The 19,364-nt window shown below is 60.0% G+C and carries 17 protein-coding genes; 6 read left to right on the top strand and 11 right to left on the bottom strand.

The annotated features are described in order from the left end of the window. Positions 1-41 precede the first annotated feature (41 nt). Positions 42-944: a LysR substrate-binding domain-containing protein gene (locus GQR96_RS05220; protein ID WP_004204855.1), complete on the top strand. Its 903-nt coding sequence runs from the start codon at positions 42-44 to the stop codon at positions 942-944. On the opposite strand, the gene malZ is transcribed toward GQR96_RS05220, so the two are convergent. The 5 genes from malZ to phoB all read right to left on the bottom strand — a co-directional run bounded on the left by malZ (position 941) and on the right by phoB (position 8,110). Continuing rightward, complete coding sequence (gene malZ / locus GQR96_RS05215) at positions 941-2,758, bottom strand: maltodextrin glucosidase (RefSeq protein ID WP_048294242.1); 1,818 nt, start codon at positions 2,756-2,758, stop codon at positions 941-943. The genes GQR96_RS05220 and malZ overlap by 4 nt on opposite strands. Before the next feature lie 151 nt (positions 2,759-2,909). Next, on the bottom strand, positions 2,910-4,283 hold the full coding sequence (proY, locus tag GQR96_RS05210) for a proline-specific permease ProY (RefSeq protein WP_004204857.1): 1,374 nt from the start codon (positions 4,281-4,283) through the stop codon (positions 2,910-2,912). Between the two features lie 86 nt (positions 4,284-4,369). Beyond that, on the bottom strand, positions 4,370-5,689 hold the full coding sequence (gene brnQ, locus GQR96_RS05205) for a branched-chain amino acid transporter carrier protein BrnQ (protein ID WP_004204859.1): 1,320 nt from the start codon (positions 5,687-5,689) through the stop codon (positions 4,370-4,372). Positions 5,690-6,103: 414 nt separating this feature from the next. Next, positions 6,104-7,399 (bottom strand): phosphate regulon sensor histidine kinase PhoR, encoded by a 1,296-nt coding sequence (phoR, locus tag GQR96_RS05200; protein ID WP_017898936.1) that lies wholly within the window; start codon positions 7,397-7,399, stop codon positions 6,104-6,106. Between the two features lie 21 nt (positions 7,400-7,420). Beyond that, positions 7,421-8,110: a phosphate response regulator transcription factor PhoB gene (gene phoB, locus GQR96_RS05195; RefSeq protein ID WP_004204861.1), complete on the bottom strand. Its 690-nt coding sequence runs from the start codon at positions 8,108-8,110 to the stop codon at positions 7,421-7,423. Between the two features lie 182 nt (positions 8,111-8,292). On the opposite strand from phoB, the gene sbcD reads away from it, so the two are divergent. Beyond that, on the top strand, positions 8,293-9,498 hold the full coding sequence (gene sbcD / locus GQR96_RS05190) for an exonuclease subunit SbcD (protein ID WP_017898937.1): 1,206 nt from the start codon (positions 8,293-8,295) through the stop codon (positions 9,496-9,498). Then, on the top strand, positions 9,495-12,638 hold the full coding sequence (sbcC, locus tag GQR96_RS05185; RefSeq protein WP_069734246.1) for an exonuclease subunit SbcC: 3,144 nt from the start codon (positions 9,495-9,497) through the stop codon (positions 12,636-12,638). The genes sbcD and sbcC overlap by 4 nt, the downstream gene beginning before the upstream one ends. 200 nt (positions 12,639-12,838) lie before the next feature. Here the strand turns inward: sbcC and mak are convergent, their stop codons facing one another. Next, entirely contained in the window at positions 12,839-13,753 is a 915-nt protein-coding gene (gene mak / locus GQR96_RS05180; RefSeq protein ID WP_048323138.1) for a fructokinase, read from the bottom strand. A gap of 91 nt (positions 13,754-13,844) precedes the next feature. Here mak and rdgC point away from each other — a divergent pair, with 91 nt between their 5' ends. Next, on the top strand, positions 13,845-14,756 hold the full coding sequence (rdgC, locus tag GQR96_RS05175) for a recombination-associated protein RdgC (RefSeq protein ID WP_002890285.1): 912 nt from the start codon (positions 13,845-13,847) through the stop codon (positions 14,754-14,756). Positions 14,757-14,826: 70 nt separating this feature from the next. Here rdgC and ppnP read toward each other — a convergent pair whose 3' ends face one another. The 4 genes from ppnP to aroL form a co-directional block, all read right to left on the bottom strand. Further along, positions 14,827-15,111: a pyrimidine/purine nucleoside phosphorylase gene (gene ppnP / locus GQR96_RS05170; RefSeq protein ID WP_004204865.1), complete on the bottom strand. Its 285-nt coding sequence runs from the start codon at positions 15,109-15,111 to the stop codon at positions 14,827-14,829. A gap of 77 nt (positions 15,112-15,188) precedes the next feature. Further along, complete coding sequence (locus GQR96_RS05165; protein ID WP_072096489.1) at positions 15,189-15,869, bottom strand: AroM family protein; 681 nt, start codon at positions 15,867-15,869, stop codon at positions 15,189-15,191. Between the two features lie 249 nt (positions 15,870-16,118). Continuing rightward, positions 16,119-16,310 carry a YaiA family protein gene (locus GQR96_RS05160; protein ID WP_002890278.1) on the bottom strand — a complete coding sequence of 64 codons (192 nt, stop codon included), beginning with the start codon at positions 16,308-16,310 and terminating at the stop codon, positions 16,119-16,121. A 71-nt stretch (positions 16,311-16,381) separates the two neighbouring features. After that, a complete protein-coding gene (gene aroL / locus GQR96_RS05155; RefSeq protein WP_023319827.1) occupies positions 16,382-16,915 on the bottom strand; it encodes a shikimate kinase AroL in 534 nt (177 codons plus the stop codon). A gap of 329 nt (positions 16,916-17,244) precedes the next feature. Between aroL and GQR96_RS05150 the strand changes: the two genes are divergently transcribed. Beyond that, positions 17,245-17,946, top strand: coding sequence for a DUF2076 domain-containing protein (locus tag GQR96_RS05150; protein WP_004204868.1), 702 nt, complete (start codon positions 17,245-17,247; stop codon positions 17,944-17,946). Here GQR96_RS05150 and GQR96_RS05145 read toward each other — a convergent pair. Further along, a complete protein-coding gene (locus GQR96_RS05145; protein WP_004204870.1) occupies positions 17,943-18,401 on the bottom strand; it encodes a YaiI/YqxD family protein in 459 nt (152 codons plus the stop codon). The two genes, GQR96_RS05150 and GQR96_RS05145, sit on opposite strands and share 4 nt — an antisense overlap. A 116-nt stretch (positions 18,402-18,517) precedes the next feature. Between GQR96_RS05145 and proC the strand changes: the two genes are divergently transcribed. Next, the gene (proC, locus tag GQR96_RS05140) at positions 18,518-19,327 is read left to right on the top strand and encodes a pyrroline-5-carboxylate reductase (RefSeq protein WP_004204871.1); all 810 of its coding nucleotides are present in this window, start codon (positions 18,518-18,520) and stop codon (positions 19,325-19,327) included. Positions 19,328-19,364: the final 37 nt, after the last annotated feature.

Below are 19,364 nucleotides of genomic sequence, written 5' to 3'. Positions count from 1 at the left end.
CTTAGGTACAACAAGGGGAAATTAATGAATGGAAACTCCTGATGCGCGTAAACTTTGATGTTCTGATGATCCTTGATGCGCTGGACCGACACGGATCCTTCGCCACCGCCGCAGAGTCGCTGTATAAAACCCCCGCCGCTCTGAGCTATATGATCCAGAAGCTGGAGAGCGATCTGGAGATCGTCTTGTTGGATCGTTCCGGCCATCGGGCAAAATTTACTGATACCGGGCGGCTGATGCTGGAGAAGGGGCGACAGCTTTTAAGCGCCGCCAGAGATCTGGAAAAGCAGGCCCAGCAGCTGAGCGCGGGCTGGGAGCGAGAGCTGGCGATCGCCCTCGACGCCTCGTTTCCCTTTTCGGCCCTGCTGCCGCTGATCGCCGAGTTCTACGCGCAAAACCCGCAGACCCGGCTGAACTTCAGTCATCACACCCTCGCCGGTTCATGGGAAGAGCTGACCCACCATGGCGCGGATATTATCCTCGGCGCCATCAATGAGCCGCCCACCTCTGCCGAGTGGTCATGGCAAACCCTCGGCGCGCTGGATAACATTTTCGTGGTCGCCCCGGCCCACCCGCTGGCCGGAGCGGAAACGCCGCTCAGCAATAAGCAGCTCAGCCAGCACCGGGCGGTGGTGATCCGCGACAGCGCCCGCTATTGCCATCCGCTGAACAGCAATCTGCTTGATGAACAGCCGCAAATCGGCGTCGATGATTTCGCCAGCAAAGTCGAACTGCTGTGCGCCGGGCTGGGCTGCGGCTTTCTGCCGCGTCATATCGCCCGCCCGTGGCTGGAAAAAGGCTGTCTGGTGGAGAAAAGCGTCGCCGGCTGGCGGGAAAAAGATATCACCTACATGGCCTGGCGCAGCGGGAATGACGGACTGGCTCAGCGCTGGTGGCGGGAGGCGCTCCTCCGCGACGACCTGCTGAGCCAGCTCTATCGTTAACGACCGGACCAGACGCAGGCGGAGATAGCCGGGAGCGTCAGTACCCCGTCATGGAAGGCGCCGGCGCCCTCCTGCAGCGTCCAGGCTCCCACGTCCAACAGCGGCGAATCCTCGATAACCACTTCGCAGGCTTCGCCGCGGTTAATCGCCACCAGTACCCGCTGCTGTTTGTAGACGCGGACAAACACCACCACGTTATCCTCGGCGTAAATCACCTGGCAGCCGCCGTAGCGCAGCGCCTGGTGGGCTTTACGTAGTTTCGCCATTCGCTGATACAGCGCCAGCAGCTGGGTATCCTGCAGCGCCGGATCCCACGGGAACGGTTTGCGGCAGAACGGATCGTTATTGCCATCTACGCCCACCTCATCGCCGTAGTAGATACACGGTACTCCGGGCCAGCTGAACAGCCACACCACCGCCAGCGGCAGACGCGCTACGTCTTTGCCAAGGAGAGATTTAAAACGCGCCGTATCATGGCTGTCGAGCTGGTTGAACATCCGCAGCTGCTGCTGATGCGACAGCCCGGCGCGATAATTATCCATCCACGCCATACAGGTCTGGGCGTCTATCTTCTGCGGATCGTAAGAGATATCGGTATTGGCGAGGAATCCCCAGATCGGGAAGGTGAAGCCGCGGTAGTTCATTGCCGCATCTTCAGCATCCGCCTGCAGCCACTGGCGCGCGTCGCCAAAATGTTCGCCAAAGACAAAGGCTTCCGGCTGCGTTTGTTTCGCCGCCTGGGTGATGCCGGCGATATGCCGCAGGTTATTCCGCGCCCCGCCGCCTTCGCCCAGCATGTGCACCACGTCCAGACGCCAGCCGTCCATACTCCACGGCGCCTTCAGCCAGTGGCGTACGATGCTGTCCTCGCCGGCATAGATCTCGTTGACCAGGCTGGTCGACCGATAGTCGAGCTTCGGCAGACTGGCATAGCCCAGCCAGTTGTGCGCCTGCCCCTCCCCGGAGAAGGTAAACCAGTCGCGCCACGGGGAGTCCGGATGGTGGCCGGCGCCGCCGCTGCCCTGCTGGTGGCGATCGAACCAGGGATGGGAATCGCCGGTATGGTTGAACACGCCGTCGAGGATCATGCGCATCCCCGCCCGCTGGGTGTTGTGGCGCAAGCGGAGCAGCGCCGCGTCGCCGCCAAACTGCGGATCGACGCGCCGATAATCCTCGGTGTCGTATTTATGCACGCTGGGGGCGGCGAAGACCGGGTTCAGATACAGGGCGGTGACGCCGAGCTGCTTCAGGTAAGGCAGTTTTTCGCTGATGCCGTCGAGATCCCCGCCGTAGAACGTCGACCCGCCCGCCTCGCCGGTAAGCGGTTCGTCCCACGCCTTGCGCACAATCTCCCGTCCCGCCGCGTGATGGTAATAGACCGCATCCTGTTCGGCGTCACGCGCAGCGCTGCGGGCAAAGCGATCGGGGAAAATCTGGTAGAAAACCTGATCGGCCACCCACTGCGGGCCGGCGTCCGGCAGGTCGACGGCGAACTGCTCCAGCCTGGCCGGCGGGAAACGGCTGAAGCCCTGCGGCGTAAACCAGCGCTGATGGTCGGCCCACAGTAGCTTAAAGCTGTAGCGGCGGCGCGGCTGACCGCTGGCGAGATGGATTTCACCGCGCCATGCCACTACACCCGGCCTCGGCGCCTGGCGGAGGCGCTGCATCGGCAGCGACAGCTCTTCGTTATCTTCTTCCGCGCGCAGCGTGATCCGCTGCGGCAGCGACTCACCGCTCAACCACAGGGTAATAAACAGTCGGTCCTGTTGCACCTTGATAAAGGGTGCAACCGGAAGGTGCCATGCCTTCAACATCGTGAATCCTCATTGTGCAGAATGGGCACACCTTGCCATAGCCGTCAGGCGCAGAACTCATCGTCACAGGATTTTTTGGGGGAGGATAACGGGGGAGGACGCGGGTCGGCAAGCCGCCCCGGTCGCGCGATGCAGACCGGGGCGATGTTGATTACTGTGCCTGCGCCAGGCGGCGCTCACGACGGGTCTTAAAGACCCAGCCCAGCAGCAGCAGTGCAATCCACGCCATACCGACGTACAGCGAGATGCGGGTGTCCGGATGATAGCCGATCAGGGCGATAATAAACGCCAGGAACAGCAGGCCGACAACCGTGGTTGCCACCCCACCGGGAACTTTGAATTTCAGGGCTTTGACCTCCTCCGGCGACAGACGGCGGCGGAAGGCAATCTGCGACAGCAGGATCATAATCCACACCCACACGGTGGCGAAGGTGGCCAGCGAGGCGATCACCAGGAAGACGTTTTCCGGCATGATGTAATTGAGGTATACCGCAAACAGCAGCGCAATGGTCATCACCATCACCGTCACCCACGGAATACCGCGACGCGAGGTTTTAGCGAACACCTTCGGCGCGCTCCCCTGCTCGGCCATGCCGTGCAGCATACGACCCACGCCGAACACGTCGGAATTAATCGCCGACAGCGAGGCCGTCAGGACCACGAAGTTAAGAATGCTGGCCGCGAAGGTAATGCCCAGATGCTGGAAGGTCAGGACAAAGGGGCTGCCGTCGGTACCCACCTGGTTCCACGGATAGATAGACATAATGACAAACAGCGTGCCGACATAGAACACCAGAATGCGCATCGGCACCGAGTTGATAGCGCGTGGAATGGATTTCTCCGGATCTTTCGCCTCACCGGCGGTAATACCGATGATTTCGATACCACCGTAGGCGAACATCACCATCTGCAGCGACATCACCATTCCCAGCCAACCGTTGCTGAAGAAGCCGCCGTTGCTCCACAGGTTATGAATGCCCGTCGGCTGGCCGCCGTTGCCGATCCCCCAGATAATGATGCCGAACCCGGCGAGGATCATAATGATGATGGTGGCCACTTTGAAGAACGAGAACCAGAACTCCAGCTCGCCAAACACCTTGACGCTCATCAGGTTGACGGCGCAGATGATGAGCACCACGCTGAGCACCCAGATCCAGTGCGGCACCGTCGGGAACCAGACGCCCATGTAGATACCGAAGGCGGTGACGTCGGCGATGGCGACGATCAGGATTTCAAAGCAGTAGGTCCAGCCGGTGATATAGCCCGCCAGTCCGCCGAGGTTTTCCTGAGCATAGCGAGAGAATGAGCTGGCGGAAGGGTTATGCACCGACATCTCACCGAGCGCGCGCATAATGATATATGCCGCGACGCCGCCGATAATGTAGGCCAACAGTACGCTGGGTCCGGCCATTTTAATCGCGTCGGCTGAACCGTAAAAAAGCCCGGTGCCGATGGCGGAACCCAGGGCCATAAAGCGGATGTGCCGGGTGCTTAGCCCGCGCTTAAGCTTGTTACTACTTTCCATCGTGGTTTTTCAATGCCGTTTAACACAAAAAATAAAAAACCACGGAACCCGAAGTCCCGTGGTTAAACGCTTGTCCTCAACGCCGGTTAGTGCGCGCTGGAGGTCACCTGACGTCCGGCGGCACGGTCCCAGATCACCGCGAGGATTGCCATCACGGCGGTCGGCATCAGCCAGGCCAGACCTTGCTCCGCCAGCGGCAGACGCGCGGTCCAGGCCGGCAGGATAGCGGCAAACGCCGATGACTTAATCCCGTCAATGATACCAAACATCAGACTGATAAACATGGCCGGCGCGATAACACGTGACGAATTATGCCACCAACTGCGGGTAAAGCTTAATACAACCAGTGCGATACACGGCGGATAGATAGCGGTCAACACCGGAATCGACACCTGAATCAGGTGGCTCAGACCAAGGTTGGAGACCGCCATCGAGAACAGGCCGAGGATGAAGACCAGCGTGCGATAGGAGAACGGCAGATACTGGGCAAAGAACTCAGCGCAGGCGCAGGTCAGACCCACCGCCGTCACCAGGCAGGCGATGAAGATCAGCGCTGCCAGCAGGAAGCTGCCCGCCCCGCCGAAGGTATGCTGCACGTAAGCGTGGAGGATTGCCGCGCCGTTAGCGGACTGGTCCACGAGGGTGGCGCTATCAGAGCCCAGACGGAACAGCGCCAGATACAGCAGGGTCAGACCGACGCCTGCCATCAGGCCCGCCCAGACGGTGTAGCGGGTCAACAAACGCGCTTCGCTGACGCCGCGGGAGCGTGCGGCATTGACAATCACGATCCCGAACACCATCGCGCCGAGGGTGTCCATGGTCAGGTAGCCGTTGACGAAGCCATTGGAGAATGGCGCGGTACGATACGCTTCCATCGCGTCGCTGATCGGGCCCGCCGGCCAGACAACCGCGGCGACCGCCAGCACAATCAGGGCGATAATTTTCAGCGGCGCAAGGAAATTTCCCACCGTATCCAGCAGTTTGCCCGGATAGAGTGAGACCAGGATCACCAGCGCGAAGTAGATAACGCTGTAGATCAGCAGCGGCAGCGGGCCGTCGCCGGTCAGCGGCGCAATACCGACCTCAAAAGAGACGGTCGCGGTGCGCGGGGTCGCGAACAGCGGTCCTACCGCGAGATAACACACCACCGCCAGCAGGATACCCGCCACTTTACCAATCGGGGTGCTCAGGCTTTCAACGCCGCCGCCGACTTTCGCCAGCGCCACCACCGTCAGCACCGGCAGACCCACCGCAGTGATCAGGAAGCCGATCGCCGCCGTCCAGACGTGCTCGCCCGCCTGTAAGCCAACCATCGGAGGGAAAATAATATTGCCTGCGCCAACGAACAACGCGAAGGTCATAAAGCCCAACGCTATGATGTCGCGAGATTTTAACTGATGGGTCATAAATTCATTACTGCCTGTGGATGTGGTGTTGTAAAAAAACGGAAAAATACCGCGCTACCCTCTCAGGGACGATACAGCGGCGATTGCCGGTAAACTCAGCGAGATATGCTCCCGAAGCGGCGTGGGAAAGAATTGTTTTTGGTATTACCACGCAAAAGCAGTCTGTCATCGACTGCGCAGGCGCAATTTAAACGCTTATAACGTTTTAAAGCAAGGCACGATCGCAAAAGCAGATGATTATGCTGGTTATCAGTTTCACACCAGAATCATTTACCATATTGATGGAAAACCCGTGGCTTATCATGCGAACAAAAAAGCAGCGCACGTTCATTAAAAAGGCGAGGGGAAAATGACTGCCAATGAAAATGACCAGCCGAAGCCGGTCATTGGCAAGATAAGCTGACAGTGCGCCGCTCAGGTGTCGTTTCTGGCAATTAATCGTTCCGGGAGCAGGAAGCTAAAACGGGTTCCCTTGCCCACCGTACTTTCTATTTCCAGTCGGCTGTCATGATGGTTGACCGCGTGTTTGACAATCGCCAGCCCCAGGCCGCTGCCCCCCGTTTGCCGGGAGCGGGCTTTATCCACCCGATAGAAACGCTCGGTCAGACGGGGAATATGCTCCGGCGCAATGCCTGGCCCATTATCTTCGACGCTGAACAGCGCCCCCTGCGGCGTTCGCTGCCAGCTGACGCGAATTTCAGTGCCCGGCGGGGTGTGGTTCACCGCGTTATAAACCAGGTTAGAAATGGCGCTGCGCAGCTGCTCCTCGTTGCCCAGCACCTTGAGCTGCTCATCGACGGTAAAAAACAGCGTCTGCTTATCCTGGCTGAGGGTCTGCGCCTCGCGCTCCACCACCCGCAGCATCATCGGCACGTCGATGCGGTCATTCATCGCCAGCGCCGGCGCGGCTTCAATACGCGACAGCGTGAGCAGCTGCTTCACCAGCCCCTCCATACGCTGGGTTTGCTCACGCATGGTGTGCAGGGCCTTTTCACGGGTCGCCCCTTCCAGCACCTGCTCCTGCATCATCTCCAGATAGCCTTGCAGCACCGTCAGCGGGGTGCGCAGCTCATGGCTGACGTTAGCGAAGAAATTACGCCGCGCCCCTTCCAGTTGGTGCATCTGCGTCACGTCGCGCGCCACCATCAGCCACTGCTTGTCGCTGTAGGGCATCACGCGAATTTCCAGATGACGGGCATTATTCAGCACCAGATTGAGCGGTTTTGAAAAATCACGCTGTTTCAGGTAGGTGGCGAATTCAGGATAGCGCAGAAGGTTAAGAATGTTTTGCCCACTGTCGTCCGGCCAGCGCAGGTTTAAAATCTGCTGCGCCAGGCCATTACACCAGAAAATGGCTCCCTCCTCCGTGGTCAGGACCACCGCGTCCGGCAACGATTCCGCTCCACTGCGGAAGCGTTTAATCAGGCTTCCCAGCTCACGTCGACGCTTTTTATTACGCATCTGCATCTGGTGCAGACCATACAGCAGCGGCTCCCAGCTGCCGCGGCCGGGCGGAGGGGTCATGCTCCGGTCCACCCACAGCCACCACGACAGGCGCATCAAATTCCAGAAATGCCAGATCAGCAAACCGGTCACTGCCGCCAGTAAAAACCACGGCAAATGCCCCACAAACGCCCCCAGAATCAGGGCCGGAATACACGCTAAAAAGAGCTCCAGCGCCAGCCTTTTCCATGACAGCCGTTCCAGCACGGGTCACACTCCTGTCAAAATTCAGAAACGGGCGGAGAAACGATACCCCGTGCCGCGAACCGTTTGCACCATCCGATCATGGCCACTGTGTTCCAGCGCTTTGCGCAGGCGACGAATATGGACGTCCACCGTGCGGTCTTCCACATAGACGTTGGTTCCCCAAACGTGGTTCAGCAGCTGCTCGCGGCTGTACACCCGCTCCGGATGGGTCATAAAGAAATGCAATAATTTAAATTCCGTTGGCCCCATGTCCAGCGGACTTTCGCCGGTCATCACCCGGTGCGATGAGGGATCGAGGCTCAGCCCCTGCATTTCAATCACCTCTTCCACCGCCATCGGCGAAATACGGCGCATCACCGCTTTGATTCTCGCCACCAGCTCCTTCGGTGAGAAAGGCTTGGTAATGTAGTCGTCCGCCCCGGTCTCCAGGCCGCGAACGCGATCCTCTTCTTCTCCGCGCGCGGTCAGCATCACCACCGGAATATCACGGGTCATCGCCTCGCGCTTGAGCAGCTTAATAAACTGCAGCCCCGAACCGCCCGGCAGCATCCAGTCAAGGAGAATCAAATCAGGCCAGGGTTCATTGAGTTGATTCACCGCGCTGTCATAATCTTCCGCTTCGACAGGCTGAAAGCCATTTTGCTCCAGAACAAAGCAGACCATTTCGCGGATTGGAGCTTCATCTTCAACGACCAGAATTCTTCTCGCCATTATTTACCCTGTGTTTTTTAGCCATCAGTATAGAAGTGCGGCGTCATTATGCGTCACTTTTGTGACAGATTTATGAAAAAAATGACCGTCTGATGATCGGGTATTTTGAAGCATGACGCGGACTTACCCCTCTCCGACAAATGGTATACTGCCGCTCATGCTTTTTTCGCTAGGGAAGATTTATGCGCATCCTTCACACCTCCGACTGGCACCTGGGCCAGAATTTTTACAGCAAAAGCCGTGCGGCCGAACATGACGCCTTCCTGAGCTGGCTGCTGGCCCGCGCGCAGGAGCATGAAGTCGACGCCATCATCGTGGCCGGCGATATTTTTGATACCGGATCGCCGCCGAGCTACGCTCGCGAACTGTATAACCGCTTTGTCGTCCAGTTGCAGCAGACCGGCTGTCGCCTGGTGGTGCTGGCGGGCAACCACGATTCGGTGGCGATGCTCAATGAATCCCGCGATATCCTCGCCTTTTTACACACCACCGTCGTGGCGAACGCCGGCTGCCCGCCCATTGAGCTGCCGCGGCGCGACGGCACCCCTGGGGCTATCTTCTGCCCGGTGCCGTTTTTACGCCCGCGCGAGCTGGTCATCAGCCAGGCCGGCCACTCCGGTCGGGAAAAACAGCAGCAGCTGCTGCACGCCATCAGCGACTATTATCAGGAACAGTATCAGCAGGCCTGCGCGCTGCGCGGCGATCGCCCGCTGCCCGTCATTGCCAGCGGCCATCTGACCACCGTCGGCGCCAGCAAAAGCGATGCCGTTCGCGACATTTATATCGGCACGCTGGATGCCTTCCCGGCGCAGCACTTCCCCCCTGCCGACTACATTGCGCTGGGCCATATTCACCGGGCGCAGGTGGTCGGCGGCTGCGAGCACATCCGCTACAGCGGCTCGCCGCTGCCGCTGAGCTTTGATGAAACCGGCAAAGCGAAATCGGTGCATCTGGTGAGCTTTAGCGATGGGCGACTCAGCGCCGTGGAAACCCTCGAGGTGCCCGTCACCCAGCCGCTAGCGGTCATCAAAGGCGATCTGGCCGCCATCACCGCCCAGCTGGAGCAGTGGCGCGGCGTTGAACAGGACCCGCCGGTGTGGCTGGATATCGAAATCACCACCGAGGAGTACCTGCACGATATTCAGCGTCAAATTCAGGCGCTGACGGAGGATCTGCCGGTGGAAGTATTGCTGGTGCGCCGCAGCCGCGAGCAGCGCGAGAAAATACTGCTCAACGCCCAGCGGGAGACCCTCAGCGAACTGAAGGTGGAAGAGGTGTTCGAGCGCCGGCTGGCGCTGACCGAGATTGACGATGAGAAGCGCGCCCGGCTGCACGAGCTGTTCGCCCATACGCTGCATACGCTCACCGCGGAGGACGAAAACGCATGAAAATCCTCAGTCTGCGTCTGAAAAACCTTAACTCCCTGAAAGGGGAATGGAAGATAGACTTTACCGCCGAGCCGTTCGCCAGCAACGGCCTGTTCGCCATTACCGGCGCCACCGGCGCCGGGAAAACCACCCTGCTCGACGCCATTTGCCTCGCGCTTTACCACGAAACGCCGCGCCTGAATAAAGTCTCCCAGTCGCAAAACGACCTGATGACCCGCGATACCGCCGAGTGTCTGGCGGAGGTGGAGTTTGAAGTGAAGGGCATCGCCTACCGCGCCTTCTGGAGCCAGAACCGGGCGCGTAACCAGCCGGATGGCAACCTGCAGGCGCCCCGCGTCGAGCTGGCGCGCTGCGCCGACGGCAAAATCCTCGCCGATAAGGTCTCGGATAAGCTGGAGCAAACCGCGACGCTCACCGGCCTCGACTATGGCCGCTTCACCCGCTCGATGCTGCTCTCCCAGGGACAATTTGCCGCCTTCCTGAACGCGAAGCCGAGCGATCGCGCGGAGCTGCTGGAGGAGCTGACAGGCACGGAAATCTACGGTCAGATTTCGGCGATGGTCTATGAGCAGCACAAAGCCGCTCGCCATACGCTGGAGAAGTTCGAAGCCCAGGCGGCGGGCATCGTCCTGCTGACGGAGGCCCAGCAGCAGGCGCTGCAGGAAAGTTTGCAGGTGCTTACTGACGAAGAGAAAGCTCTGCTGGCGCAGCAGCAAAACCAGCAGCGGCAGCTCCAGTGGCTAACGCGCCGCGACGAGCTGGCGCAGCAGCAGCAGCATGCGGTCAGCGGCCAGCAGCAGGCCCGCCAGGCGCTGGCCGACGCCGCGCCGGCGCTGGCGAAGCTTGAGCTGGCCCAGCCCGCCGCCCAGCTGCGCCCCCTGTGGGAGCGCCAGCAGGAGCACGCGGCAGGCCTGGAGCAAACCCGCCAGCGAATCAATGAAGTAAATGCTCGCTTACTTGCCAGCACGGCGCTGCGCGCGCGCATCCGCCGCAGCGCCCTGCACGCTCAGCAGCAGCGGCAGGCTGAACTGACCGATCTGGCGCAGTGGCTGGCGGCCCATGAGCGATTCCGCTTGTGGGGCCAGGAGATTGCCGGCTGGCGGGCGCAATTTTCGCAGCTAACGCGGGATAAACAGCAGCTGACGGCCCAGACCAGCCGCCTGGCCGCGCTGCGCCAGAAGCTGACCGCGCTGCCAGCCAGTCCTCTGTCGCTGAGCGCCGATGACGTTGCGGCGGCGATAGCGCAGCAAACCCAGTCGCGACCGCTGCGCCAGCGGCTGCTCTCCCTGCATGAACAGCATCAGCTGCTGCGCAAGCGTCTGCGCCAGAACGCCGAAAGCGTACAGCAGGCGCAGGCGGAGCAGGCAAAACTCAACGCTACCCTGGCGCAACGCCGGGCGCAGTACAAAGAAAAAAACCAGCACTATCTCGACCTGAAAGCGCTCTGCCAGCGGGAAGAAACAATTAAAGATCTGGAAGATTACCGCGCCCGGCTTGAGGCGGGTAAGCCCTGCCCGCTGTGCGGCTCCTGTGAACATCCAGCGATTGAGCAATACGCTTCGCTAACAGTCACGGATAATCAGCGCCGCCGCGATGCGCTGGAAAAAGAGGTCGCCGCGCTAAAAGAAGAAGGTCTGCTGATCCTCGGGCAGGTCAACGCCCTGACGCAGCAGCTCCAGCGTGAGACCGAAGCGGCCGGGCGGCTCGCTGAGGAAGAGCAAGCGCTCACTAAAGCATGGCAGGAAACCTGCGCCTCTCTGCAGGTCACGCGGGATATTGCGCAAGAGATAAACGACTGGATCCAGGAGCAGGAGCGCTACGAGCAACAGCTCTACCAGCTCAGCCAGCGCCTGATGCTGCAGAGCCAGCTCAACGATCAGGAGGCGCTGGAGCGCCAGGCTCTGCAGCAGCTGACGGCCACGCGCCAGGGGCTGGAGAGCGCCCTGCAGGCCCTGACGCTGACCCTACCGGAAGAAGGGACAGAATCCGCCTGGCTGAACGCTCGCGAAAGCGAATTTTCCCAGTGGCAGGCGCAACAGACCCGGCATGGCGCCATTCAGGAGCAGATTGCCGCCCTGCAGCCGCTGCTGGAGACGCTGCCAGCCAGCGACGAAGCAGAGGCTGAAGCTGAAGCGGAACCGGCGATCCCCGACAACTGGCGCGCGATCCACGAAGAGTGCCTGGCGTTGCACAGCCAGCTTGTCGCCCAGCAGCAGCTGGAGACCGAAGAGAAGGCGCGCCTGGACCAGTCGCAGGCGCAATTTACCGCCGCCCTGGCCGCCAGCCGCTTTAACGATCGGCAGGCGTTCCTCGCCGCGCTGCTGGACGACGAGACCGCCCAGCGGCTGACGCAGTTAAAACAGACGCTGGAGCAGCAGCTTCAGCAGGTGACGGCGCTCTGCGAGCAGGCGACCCGGCAGCAGCAGGCGCACCTGGCGCTGCGTCCGCAAGGGACGGACGCGGACATCCCCGCCCTGCAAACTCAGCTGCACGACCTGGCCCAGCGGCTGCGGGACAACACCACCCGCCAGGGCGAGATCCGTCAGCAGCTCAGGCAGGACGCAGAGAGCCGTCAGCATCAGCAGGCGCTGGGGCGGCAGATTGCAGAGGCGGCGCAGCTGGCGGATGACTGGGGCTATCTCAACTCGCTGATCGGCTCCAGCACCGGCGATCGGTTCCGCAAATTCGCCCAGGGGCTGACGCTGGATAATCTGGTCTGGCTGGCAAACCAGCAGCTTAACCGCCTGCACGGGCGCTATCTGCTGCAGCGCAAAGCCAGCGAAGCGCTGGAGCTGGAGGTGGTCGATACCTGGCAGGCCGACGCCGTGCGCGACACCCGCACCCTCTCCGGCGGCGAAAGTTTCCTCGTCAGCCTGGCGCTGGCCCTGGCGCTGTCAGACCTGGTGAGCCATAAGACGCGGATTGACTCTCTGTTTCTTGATGAGGGCTTCGGCACCCTAGACAGCGAAACGCTGGACACGGCGCTGGACGCGCTGGATGCCCTCAACGCCAGCGGCAAGATTATCGGGGTGATCAGCCACGTGGAGGCGATGAAAGATCGCATTCCGGTGCAGATCAAAGTGAAGAAGATAAATGGCCTGGGCTACAGTCGGCTGGATAGAGCGTTTGCGGTGGAGTGAGGTCTGAGTCATTGCGATGTTCCCTCACCCTAACCCTCTCACTGGGGAGAGGGAACCGTCCGGCGCTGGTTTTCCGTTTCGTACGCTGTTGCGATTACCCCTCTCCCCGCAAGAGACCGGGGGTTCCTGCCACACCCCCAACCACCGACGCCGCCTTCCCCCTCTCCCTCCGGGAGAGGGCCGGGGTGAGGGGGAGTGGTTCAGGTCCCCTGCAGCGGCCACAGCCATGCCGCGCCGCGTACTCCACTGGAGTCGCCGTGCATCGCTTTACGGATCGGCGTTTCACACTCGCCGCCAAAGACCCACTGTTTTACCAGGTCCGGCACCGTCTGATACAGCCGCTCGACGTTGCTCATCCCGCCGCCCAGCACGATGACGTCCGGATCGAGGATGTTGACCACGTGGGCGAGCGATTTCGCCAGCCGCTGTTCATAGCGGCTCAGCGCCAGTTCGGCTTTTTCGTCACCTTCCCCCACCAGGCGCATAATCTCGCTGCCGCTTAACCCCTTGCCGCTCAGCCGCTGATAGTCAGTGGCAAAGCCGGTGCCGGAGATAAAGGTTTCGATACACCCCTGTTTACCGCAGTAGCAAGGCACTTCCGCACGGTAGCGCAGCTCATCGTCGTTCATCCACGGCAATGGGTTATGTCCCCACTCGCCGGCGTTACCGTTGCCGCCGATATGCGCCCGCCCGTTAAGCGCTACGCCCGCGCCGCAGCCGGTGCCGATGATCACCGCGAACACCGTGTGCGCCCCCGCCGCCGCGCCGTCCACCGCTTCCGACACCGCCAGACAGTTGGCGTCGTTAGCCAGCCGGACTTCACGGTCAAGGCGCAGGCTGAGGTCCTTGTCAAAGGGCTGACCGTTGAGCCAGGTCGAGTTGGCGTTTTTCACTACCCCGGTATAGGGCGAAATCGAGCCCGGGATCCCCATCCCCACGGTGCCACGCTGTCCGGTCGCCTGCTCGGCCATCGCCACCAGGGTAGCGATAGTCTCGATGGTTTGCCGGTAATCCTCCCGCGGCGTGGGTAACCGATGGCGAAACAGCTGCTCTCCCTGGTCGCTCAGGGCTATCACTTCGGTTTTTGTACCACCTAAATCAATACCAATACGCACGCTCAGCTCCTCACCCCGATTAACAATGCAAGCATAGCGACAATTCGCTATCATGCCCGCCTGATTTAACGACAAAGCCGTGGAAATTATCATGCTGTGGTTCAAAAATTTAATGGTTTACCGTCTCAGCCGCGATATCGAATTGCGCGCCGAGGAGATGGAAAAACAGCTGGCCGAGCTGACATTTACCCCTTGTGGCAGCCAGGATATGGCGAAAACCGGTTGGGTATCGCCGATGGGATCGCACAGCGACGCGCTGACGCATACGGCGAACGGCCAGATCATTATCTGCGCGCGTAAAGAAGAAAAGATCCTGCCGTCGCCGGTGATCAAGCAGGCGCTGGAGGCGAAGATCCAGAAGCTCGAAGCCGATCAGGGGCGCAAGCTGAAGAAGACTGAGAAAGATTCCCTGAAAGATGAAGTGCTGCACTCGCTGCTGCCGCGCGCCTTCAGCCGCTTCAGCCAGACGATGATGTGGATCGACACCGTCAACGGCCTGATCATGGTGGACTGCGCCAGCGCGAAGAAAGCGGAAGATACCCTGGCCCTGCTGCGTAAAACCCTCGGCTCGCTGCCGGTGGTGCCGCTGACCCTGGAGAATCCGATCGAGCTGACGCTGACCGAGTGGGTCCGCTCCGGCACCGTAGCGCAGGGCTTCCAGCTGCTGGACGAAGCCGAGCTGAAAGCGATGCTGGAAGATGGCGGCGTGATCCGCGCCAAGAAGCAGGATCTGGTCAGCGACGAAATCGCTGTGCACATTGAGGCCGGGAAGGTCGTCACCAAGCTGGCGCTGGACTGGCAGCAGCGTATTCAGTTTGTGATCTGCGACGACGCGTCAATTAAGCGCCTCAAGTTCTGCGATGAATTACGCGACCAAAACGAAGATATCGATCGGGAAGATTTCGCCCAGCGCTTTGACGCCGACTTTATCTTAATGACCGGCGAACTGGCTGCCCTGATCCAAAGCCTGGTGGAAGGGCTCGGCGGCGAAGCGCAGCGCTAAGCGCCGCTTTCTTTCCTGCCAGGCAGGAAAAAAATACAACCCGGCGGCAAGCGCCGGGCGTTACGCTGACTTACAGATAGCGGCACAGATAGGAGGTTGGCTCAGCCACCTGCAGATGGAATTCGCTGTTGCCTGGCACATTGAAGGCTTCGCCGGCGGCGTAAACTTTCCACTCAGTCTCACCCGGCAGCAGGACATTCAGCGCCCCGCTGACCACCGTCATCTCTTCCGGCTGCGCCGTACCAAAGGTGTATTCTCCTTCCGCCATCACGCCAACGCTGGCGCGACCGGTACTGCTGCTGGTGAAGCCAATGGATTTCACTTTTCCGTCAAAGTATTCATTGCTTTGAAGCATAAACAAGCCCTTCTGATCGTCGTTGAAAGGCTCAATATAGGGGGCGCTCCTTGCCCCTGTCACGTGAAATTAACACTTTAGACTAATAGTTCTGCCGCCAGTCGGGAAACCAGCACATTCGACAGCAAAACCGGGACATCAAGGGCTTTTTGTAACACATCGCGATGATGCTGATAGTAACCGAGACAGTCGAGGACCAGCACGTCGGCCCCCTGCTCCAGCAGCGCTTTACCGGCGGTTAACAGCTCACTGTCGCTACCGGTAAACGGGTTGGCCAACGCGTAGTACGGTGACTTCTCCAGTGAATGCCACTTTTGTCGCTGCATGGGCATGATCTCTTCCACCGGCACGATCACCCCGACCTGGTGCCCATCGACGATCGACGCCACCAGCGGCGGAATGATCCGCTGCGGCTCGAGGAGGATCGCGTGGTGGGTGGTAAAACCGGTCAGCTGTTCGGAGCTGAGCAGCAGGATCACATCAAAATGCTGTCGATCCAGCATGGCGATCACGCTGCGAACATCACGTTCAATTTTTTGTCGCGACACCATCACCAGCTGGTTATCGCTGAGCAAGGTCAACAGACCCTGTTCGCCGTCACCCACGGCGTACTCTGCCATCACGTCGTCACGCGTCATCTCGCCCAGCAGGCTGATGTGAGCGATCTGTTCTTCCCTGATATGTTCGGTCAGGAGCGGTAATACTCCCGCCAGCGGCACAACGCCGATGGTCAAAATTGCCATCGTTGCACTACTCATATCATGTACCTTTTCACTACCACTGCTTCAACACAGGCTTACCACACACAGCATTCGCCCCCCTGGTGAGTAAAAATCAACCGTCGAGAAGCGTAGCAGCTCCACGCCGCGGTTGAATGTAAAGATTACCGGGCGGCGGCGGCGTGCCTGAAAAATCCGTGTGTTAGAAATTCATTAGTACGACTGATAAATAAAAAATGTGAGATACGCCCGATATTGCCCGCAGGACAGGCAATCCGGGCTCAGGGGTTAAGACTTGTCGGGATCTTCATAACGCCGCTTGGCATCCACGGCTTCCTGCTCGGTAGGATGTTCGCTGATTAGCGAATCGGGCTCAGGATAGTCCGCGCGGAGTTGATACCAGGTCACCGTCTGACCCTGAGGACCTTTCTCTACCGCAACCACGCGCGCTTCTCTCGGATATGGGGGTCTGTTTGGCATAGTTCTTCCTTCTTCCGGTATCAGAACTATCAAGTATAGGCGCCCCTCGCCGCCTTAATGTAAGTAAATTCTTAACTTACCGGAGCTGCCGTCGCGCCGCACAGCATGGTCATAATTTGCTCCACCACCCGATCCGGGGAGGCTGTAGCATCGACAATATGATGGGCAGCATCACGGTATAACGCTTCACGCTGCGCCAGCACCTCGCCCACTTCCTCACGCACCGGTTTCCCGGTGAGCGTCGGCCGTTGTTCGGCTTTCGGGTAGGCTTCCAGACGGTCAATCAGCGCCGACACCGACGCCTGAAGATAAATCACCACGCCGTTCTCCCGCATAAACTGACGGTTACATTCCGCGAGGATGATGCCGCCGCCGGTGGCGATCACCGTATTCGGCAGGGTCACGGCCTTCAGCGACAGGGTCTCCAGCTCGCGAAAGCGCGCCCACCCTTCCGCCTGCACGATCTCCGCCACCGTCCGCTGCTCATGGGCCTGCAGCCGATGATCGGTATCGGAGAACTGAAAATGTCGCGCTCGCGCCAGCGCATGGCCGACGGTGGTTTTACCGCAGCCGCGTGGCCCGATGAGAAAGATTGGCTGTGTCATAACCGAAGACCCCCTGGTTCCGTCTGTCGCAAAAAAAGGAAAACGAAAGAACGTATTATCGCTGTCTGTTCCGCAACGTAGTCGTAAAGAAAACGTTACACAACTTCTTTACACCCCATCACCGCAGTGAGACAAAGGGCTCTTAATGTAAACTTATCATTGCATTTGGTGTTTAACCAGCTTTACTTTTCTGCCTGGCGTTATTTTTTATCCACTGCTGGCGTAAACGGTAACACATTTATGCATAGCTTTACGAAGCAACATATTTACAACATCGTGTTTCAGACGCACCCTGATGCCTATTCGACAGTGTGACAGAGGAATGTAACATGCAATCTGAAGAACAACGCCTTATTGATGGACTGTTTTCCCGGCTGAAAGAGGCTGAGGCGCACAGTGCATCGCGCGATGCCAGCGCCGAGGAGCGGATTGCCCAACACGTGAGCGCGCAGCCGGCGGCCCCCTACTATATGGCGCAAACCATCCTTATCCAGGAAGCCGCGATTAAACAGCTCAACGATCGCATCCAGGCGCTGGAGAGCCAGGTCAGCCAGCTGCAGGCGGCGAAGCCCAGCAGCGGCGGTTTCCTCTCCGGCCTGTTTGGCGGCGGCGGCTCGTCACGCGGTTCTGACCCGATCCCGGGCGCGGAGCAATACGGTCGCCCGCAGGCCAGCTCACAGCCGCAGTATGCCCCACAGCAGCAGCAGAGCTATGCCCCGCAGGCTGCCGCACGCGGCGGCGGCTTTATGGCGGGCGCGCTGCAAACGGCCGCAGGCGTAGCGGGCGGGGTGGTGCTGGGCAATATGCTGACCAGCATGTTCAGCGGCTCGCACCCGCAGGAGATTGTGAATATCATCGAAGAGAAGCCGCAGCCTGATGCTGACGCCCCCGCCGCGCAGGAGACCGCCGCGGGTGACGATCCGTTCCGTCAGGGAGACGATCAGTTCCTTGCCGACAACACCTGGAACGACGACTTCGACGCCGGCTTTGGCGATGATGATATTGGCAGCGATGACGACAGTTGGGTTTAACCCTGCTGACGTTTAACCGCCAGCAACCACTTCTCCAGCTCGGCGGCAAACTGTTGCCGATCGCGCTGCGATAAACTATCCGGGCCGCCGGTCTGAACGCCGCTGGCCCGTAATGTCTCCATAAAATCCCGCATCGTCAACCGCTCGCGGATCGTCGCTTCGCTGTAGCGCTCTCCGCGCGGATTGAGCGCCGCCCCGCCCTTCGCCAGCACCTCCGCCGCCAGCGGAATATCGGCGGTGATCACTAAATCCCCCGCCGCGCACTGACGGACGATTTCGTTATCCGCCACGTCAAAACCCTGCTCAACCCGCAGGGTGCGGATGAAACGCGACGGCGGTACGCGCAGCGGCTGGTTCGCCACCAGCGTCAGCGGCGTCTGGGTCCGCTCTGCCGCGCGGAACAATATCTCTTTAATCACGTTCGGACACGCGTCTGCATCCACCCAAATGGCCATGCCAGCTCCTGTTACCTGCAATAAGTGTCGCCAATGTTACCTGCTTTTCTCCCCCATGAAAGCGCCAGGATGATAAGCTAATCAGATCGTAACGAAAAAAGCAGAGGGGAATGGTGATGGATAAGAAAATTGGCTTTATCGGCTGCGGCAATATGGGTAAGGCCATTCTGGGTGGACTGATCGCCAGCGGCCAGGTACAGCCGGGACAAATTTGGGTCTACACCCCGTCGCCGGACAAGGTTGCGGCTCTGCGCGACCAGTACGGCATCAACGCCGCCGATAGCGCCCAGGAAGTGGCGCAAATTGCCGATATCGTCTTCGGCGCGGTGAAGCCGGGGATCATGACCAAAGTGCTGGGCGATATCGCCTCCAGCCTGAATAAAGAGTCGCTGGTGGTCTCCATCGCCGCCGGCGTCACGCTTGACCAGCTGGCGCGCGCGCTCGGCCACGATCGCAAAATTATTCGCGCGATGCCCAATACCCCGTCGCTGGTTAACGCCGGCATGACCTCCGTTACGCCAAACGCGCTGGTGAGCAGCGAAGATGTGGCTGAAGTGTTGACCATTTTCCGCTGCTTTGGCCAGGCGGAGCAAATTGCCGAGCCGATGATCCATCCGGTGGTGGGTGTGAGCGGTTCGGCGCCAGCCTATGTCTTTATGTTTATCGAAGCGATGGCCGATGCCGCCGTTCTCGGCGGGATGCCGCGCGCCCAGGCCTACAAATTCGCCGCGCAGGCGGTGATGGGCTCTGCCAAAATGGTGCTGGAGAGCGGTGAGCATCCGGGAGCGCTGAAAGATATGGTCTGCTCTCCTGGCGGGACCACCATCGAAGCCGTGCGCGTGCTGGAAGAAAAAGGCTTCCGCTCCGCGGTGATCGAAGCCATCAGCCAGTGCATGGAAAAATCAGAGAAGCTGAGCCGCTCCTGAAGCTGAGCTGGCGGGCTGCAAGCCCTGAGAGGTCAAA

It is taken from the genome of Klebsiella sp. PCX (assembly GCF_021869705.1).
Taxonomy (GTDB): Bacteria; Pseudomonadota; Gammaproteobacteria; order Enterobacterales; family Enterobacteriaceae; genus Klebsiella; species Klebsiella quasipneumoniae.
This window is presented reverse-complemented; position numbering and strand designations above follow the sequence as displayed.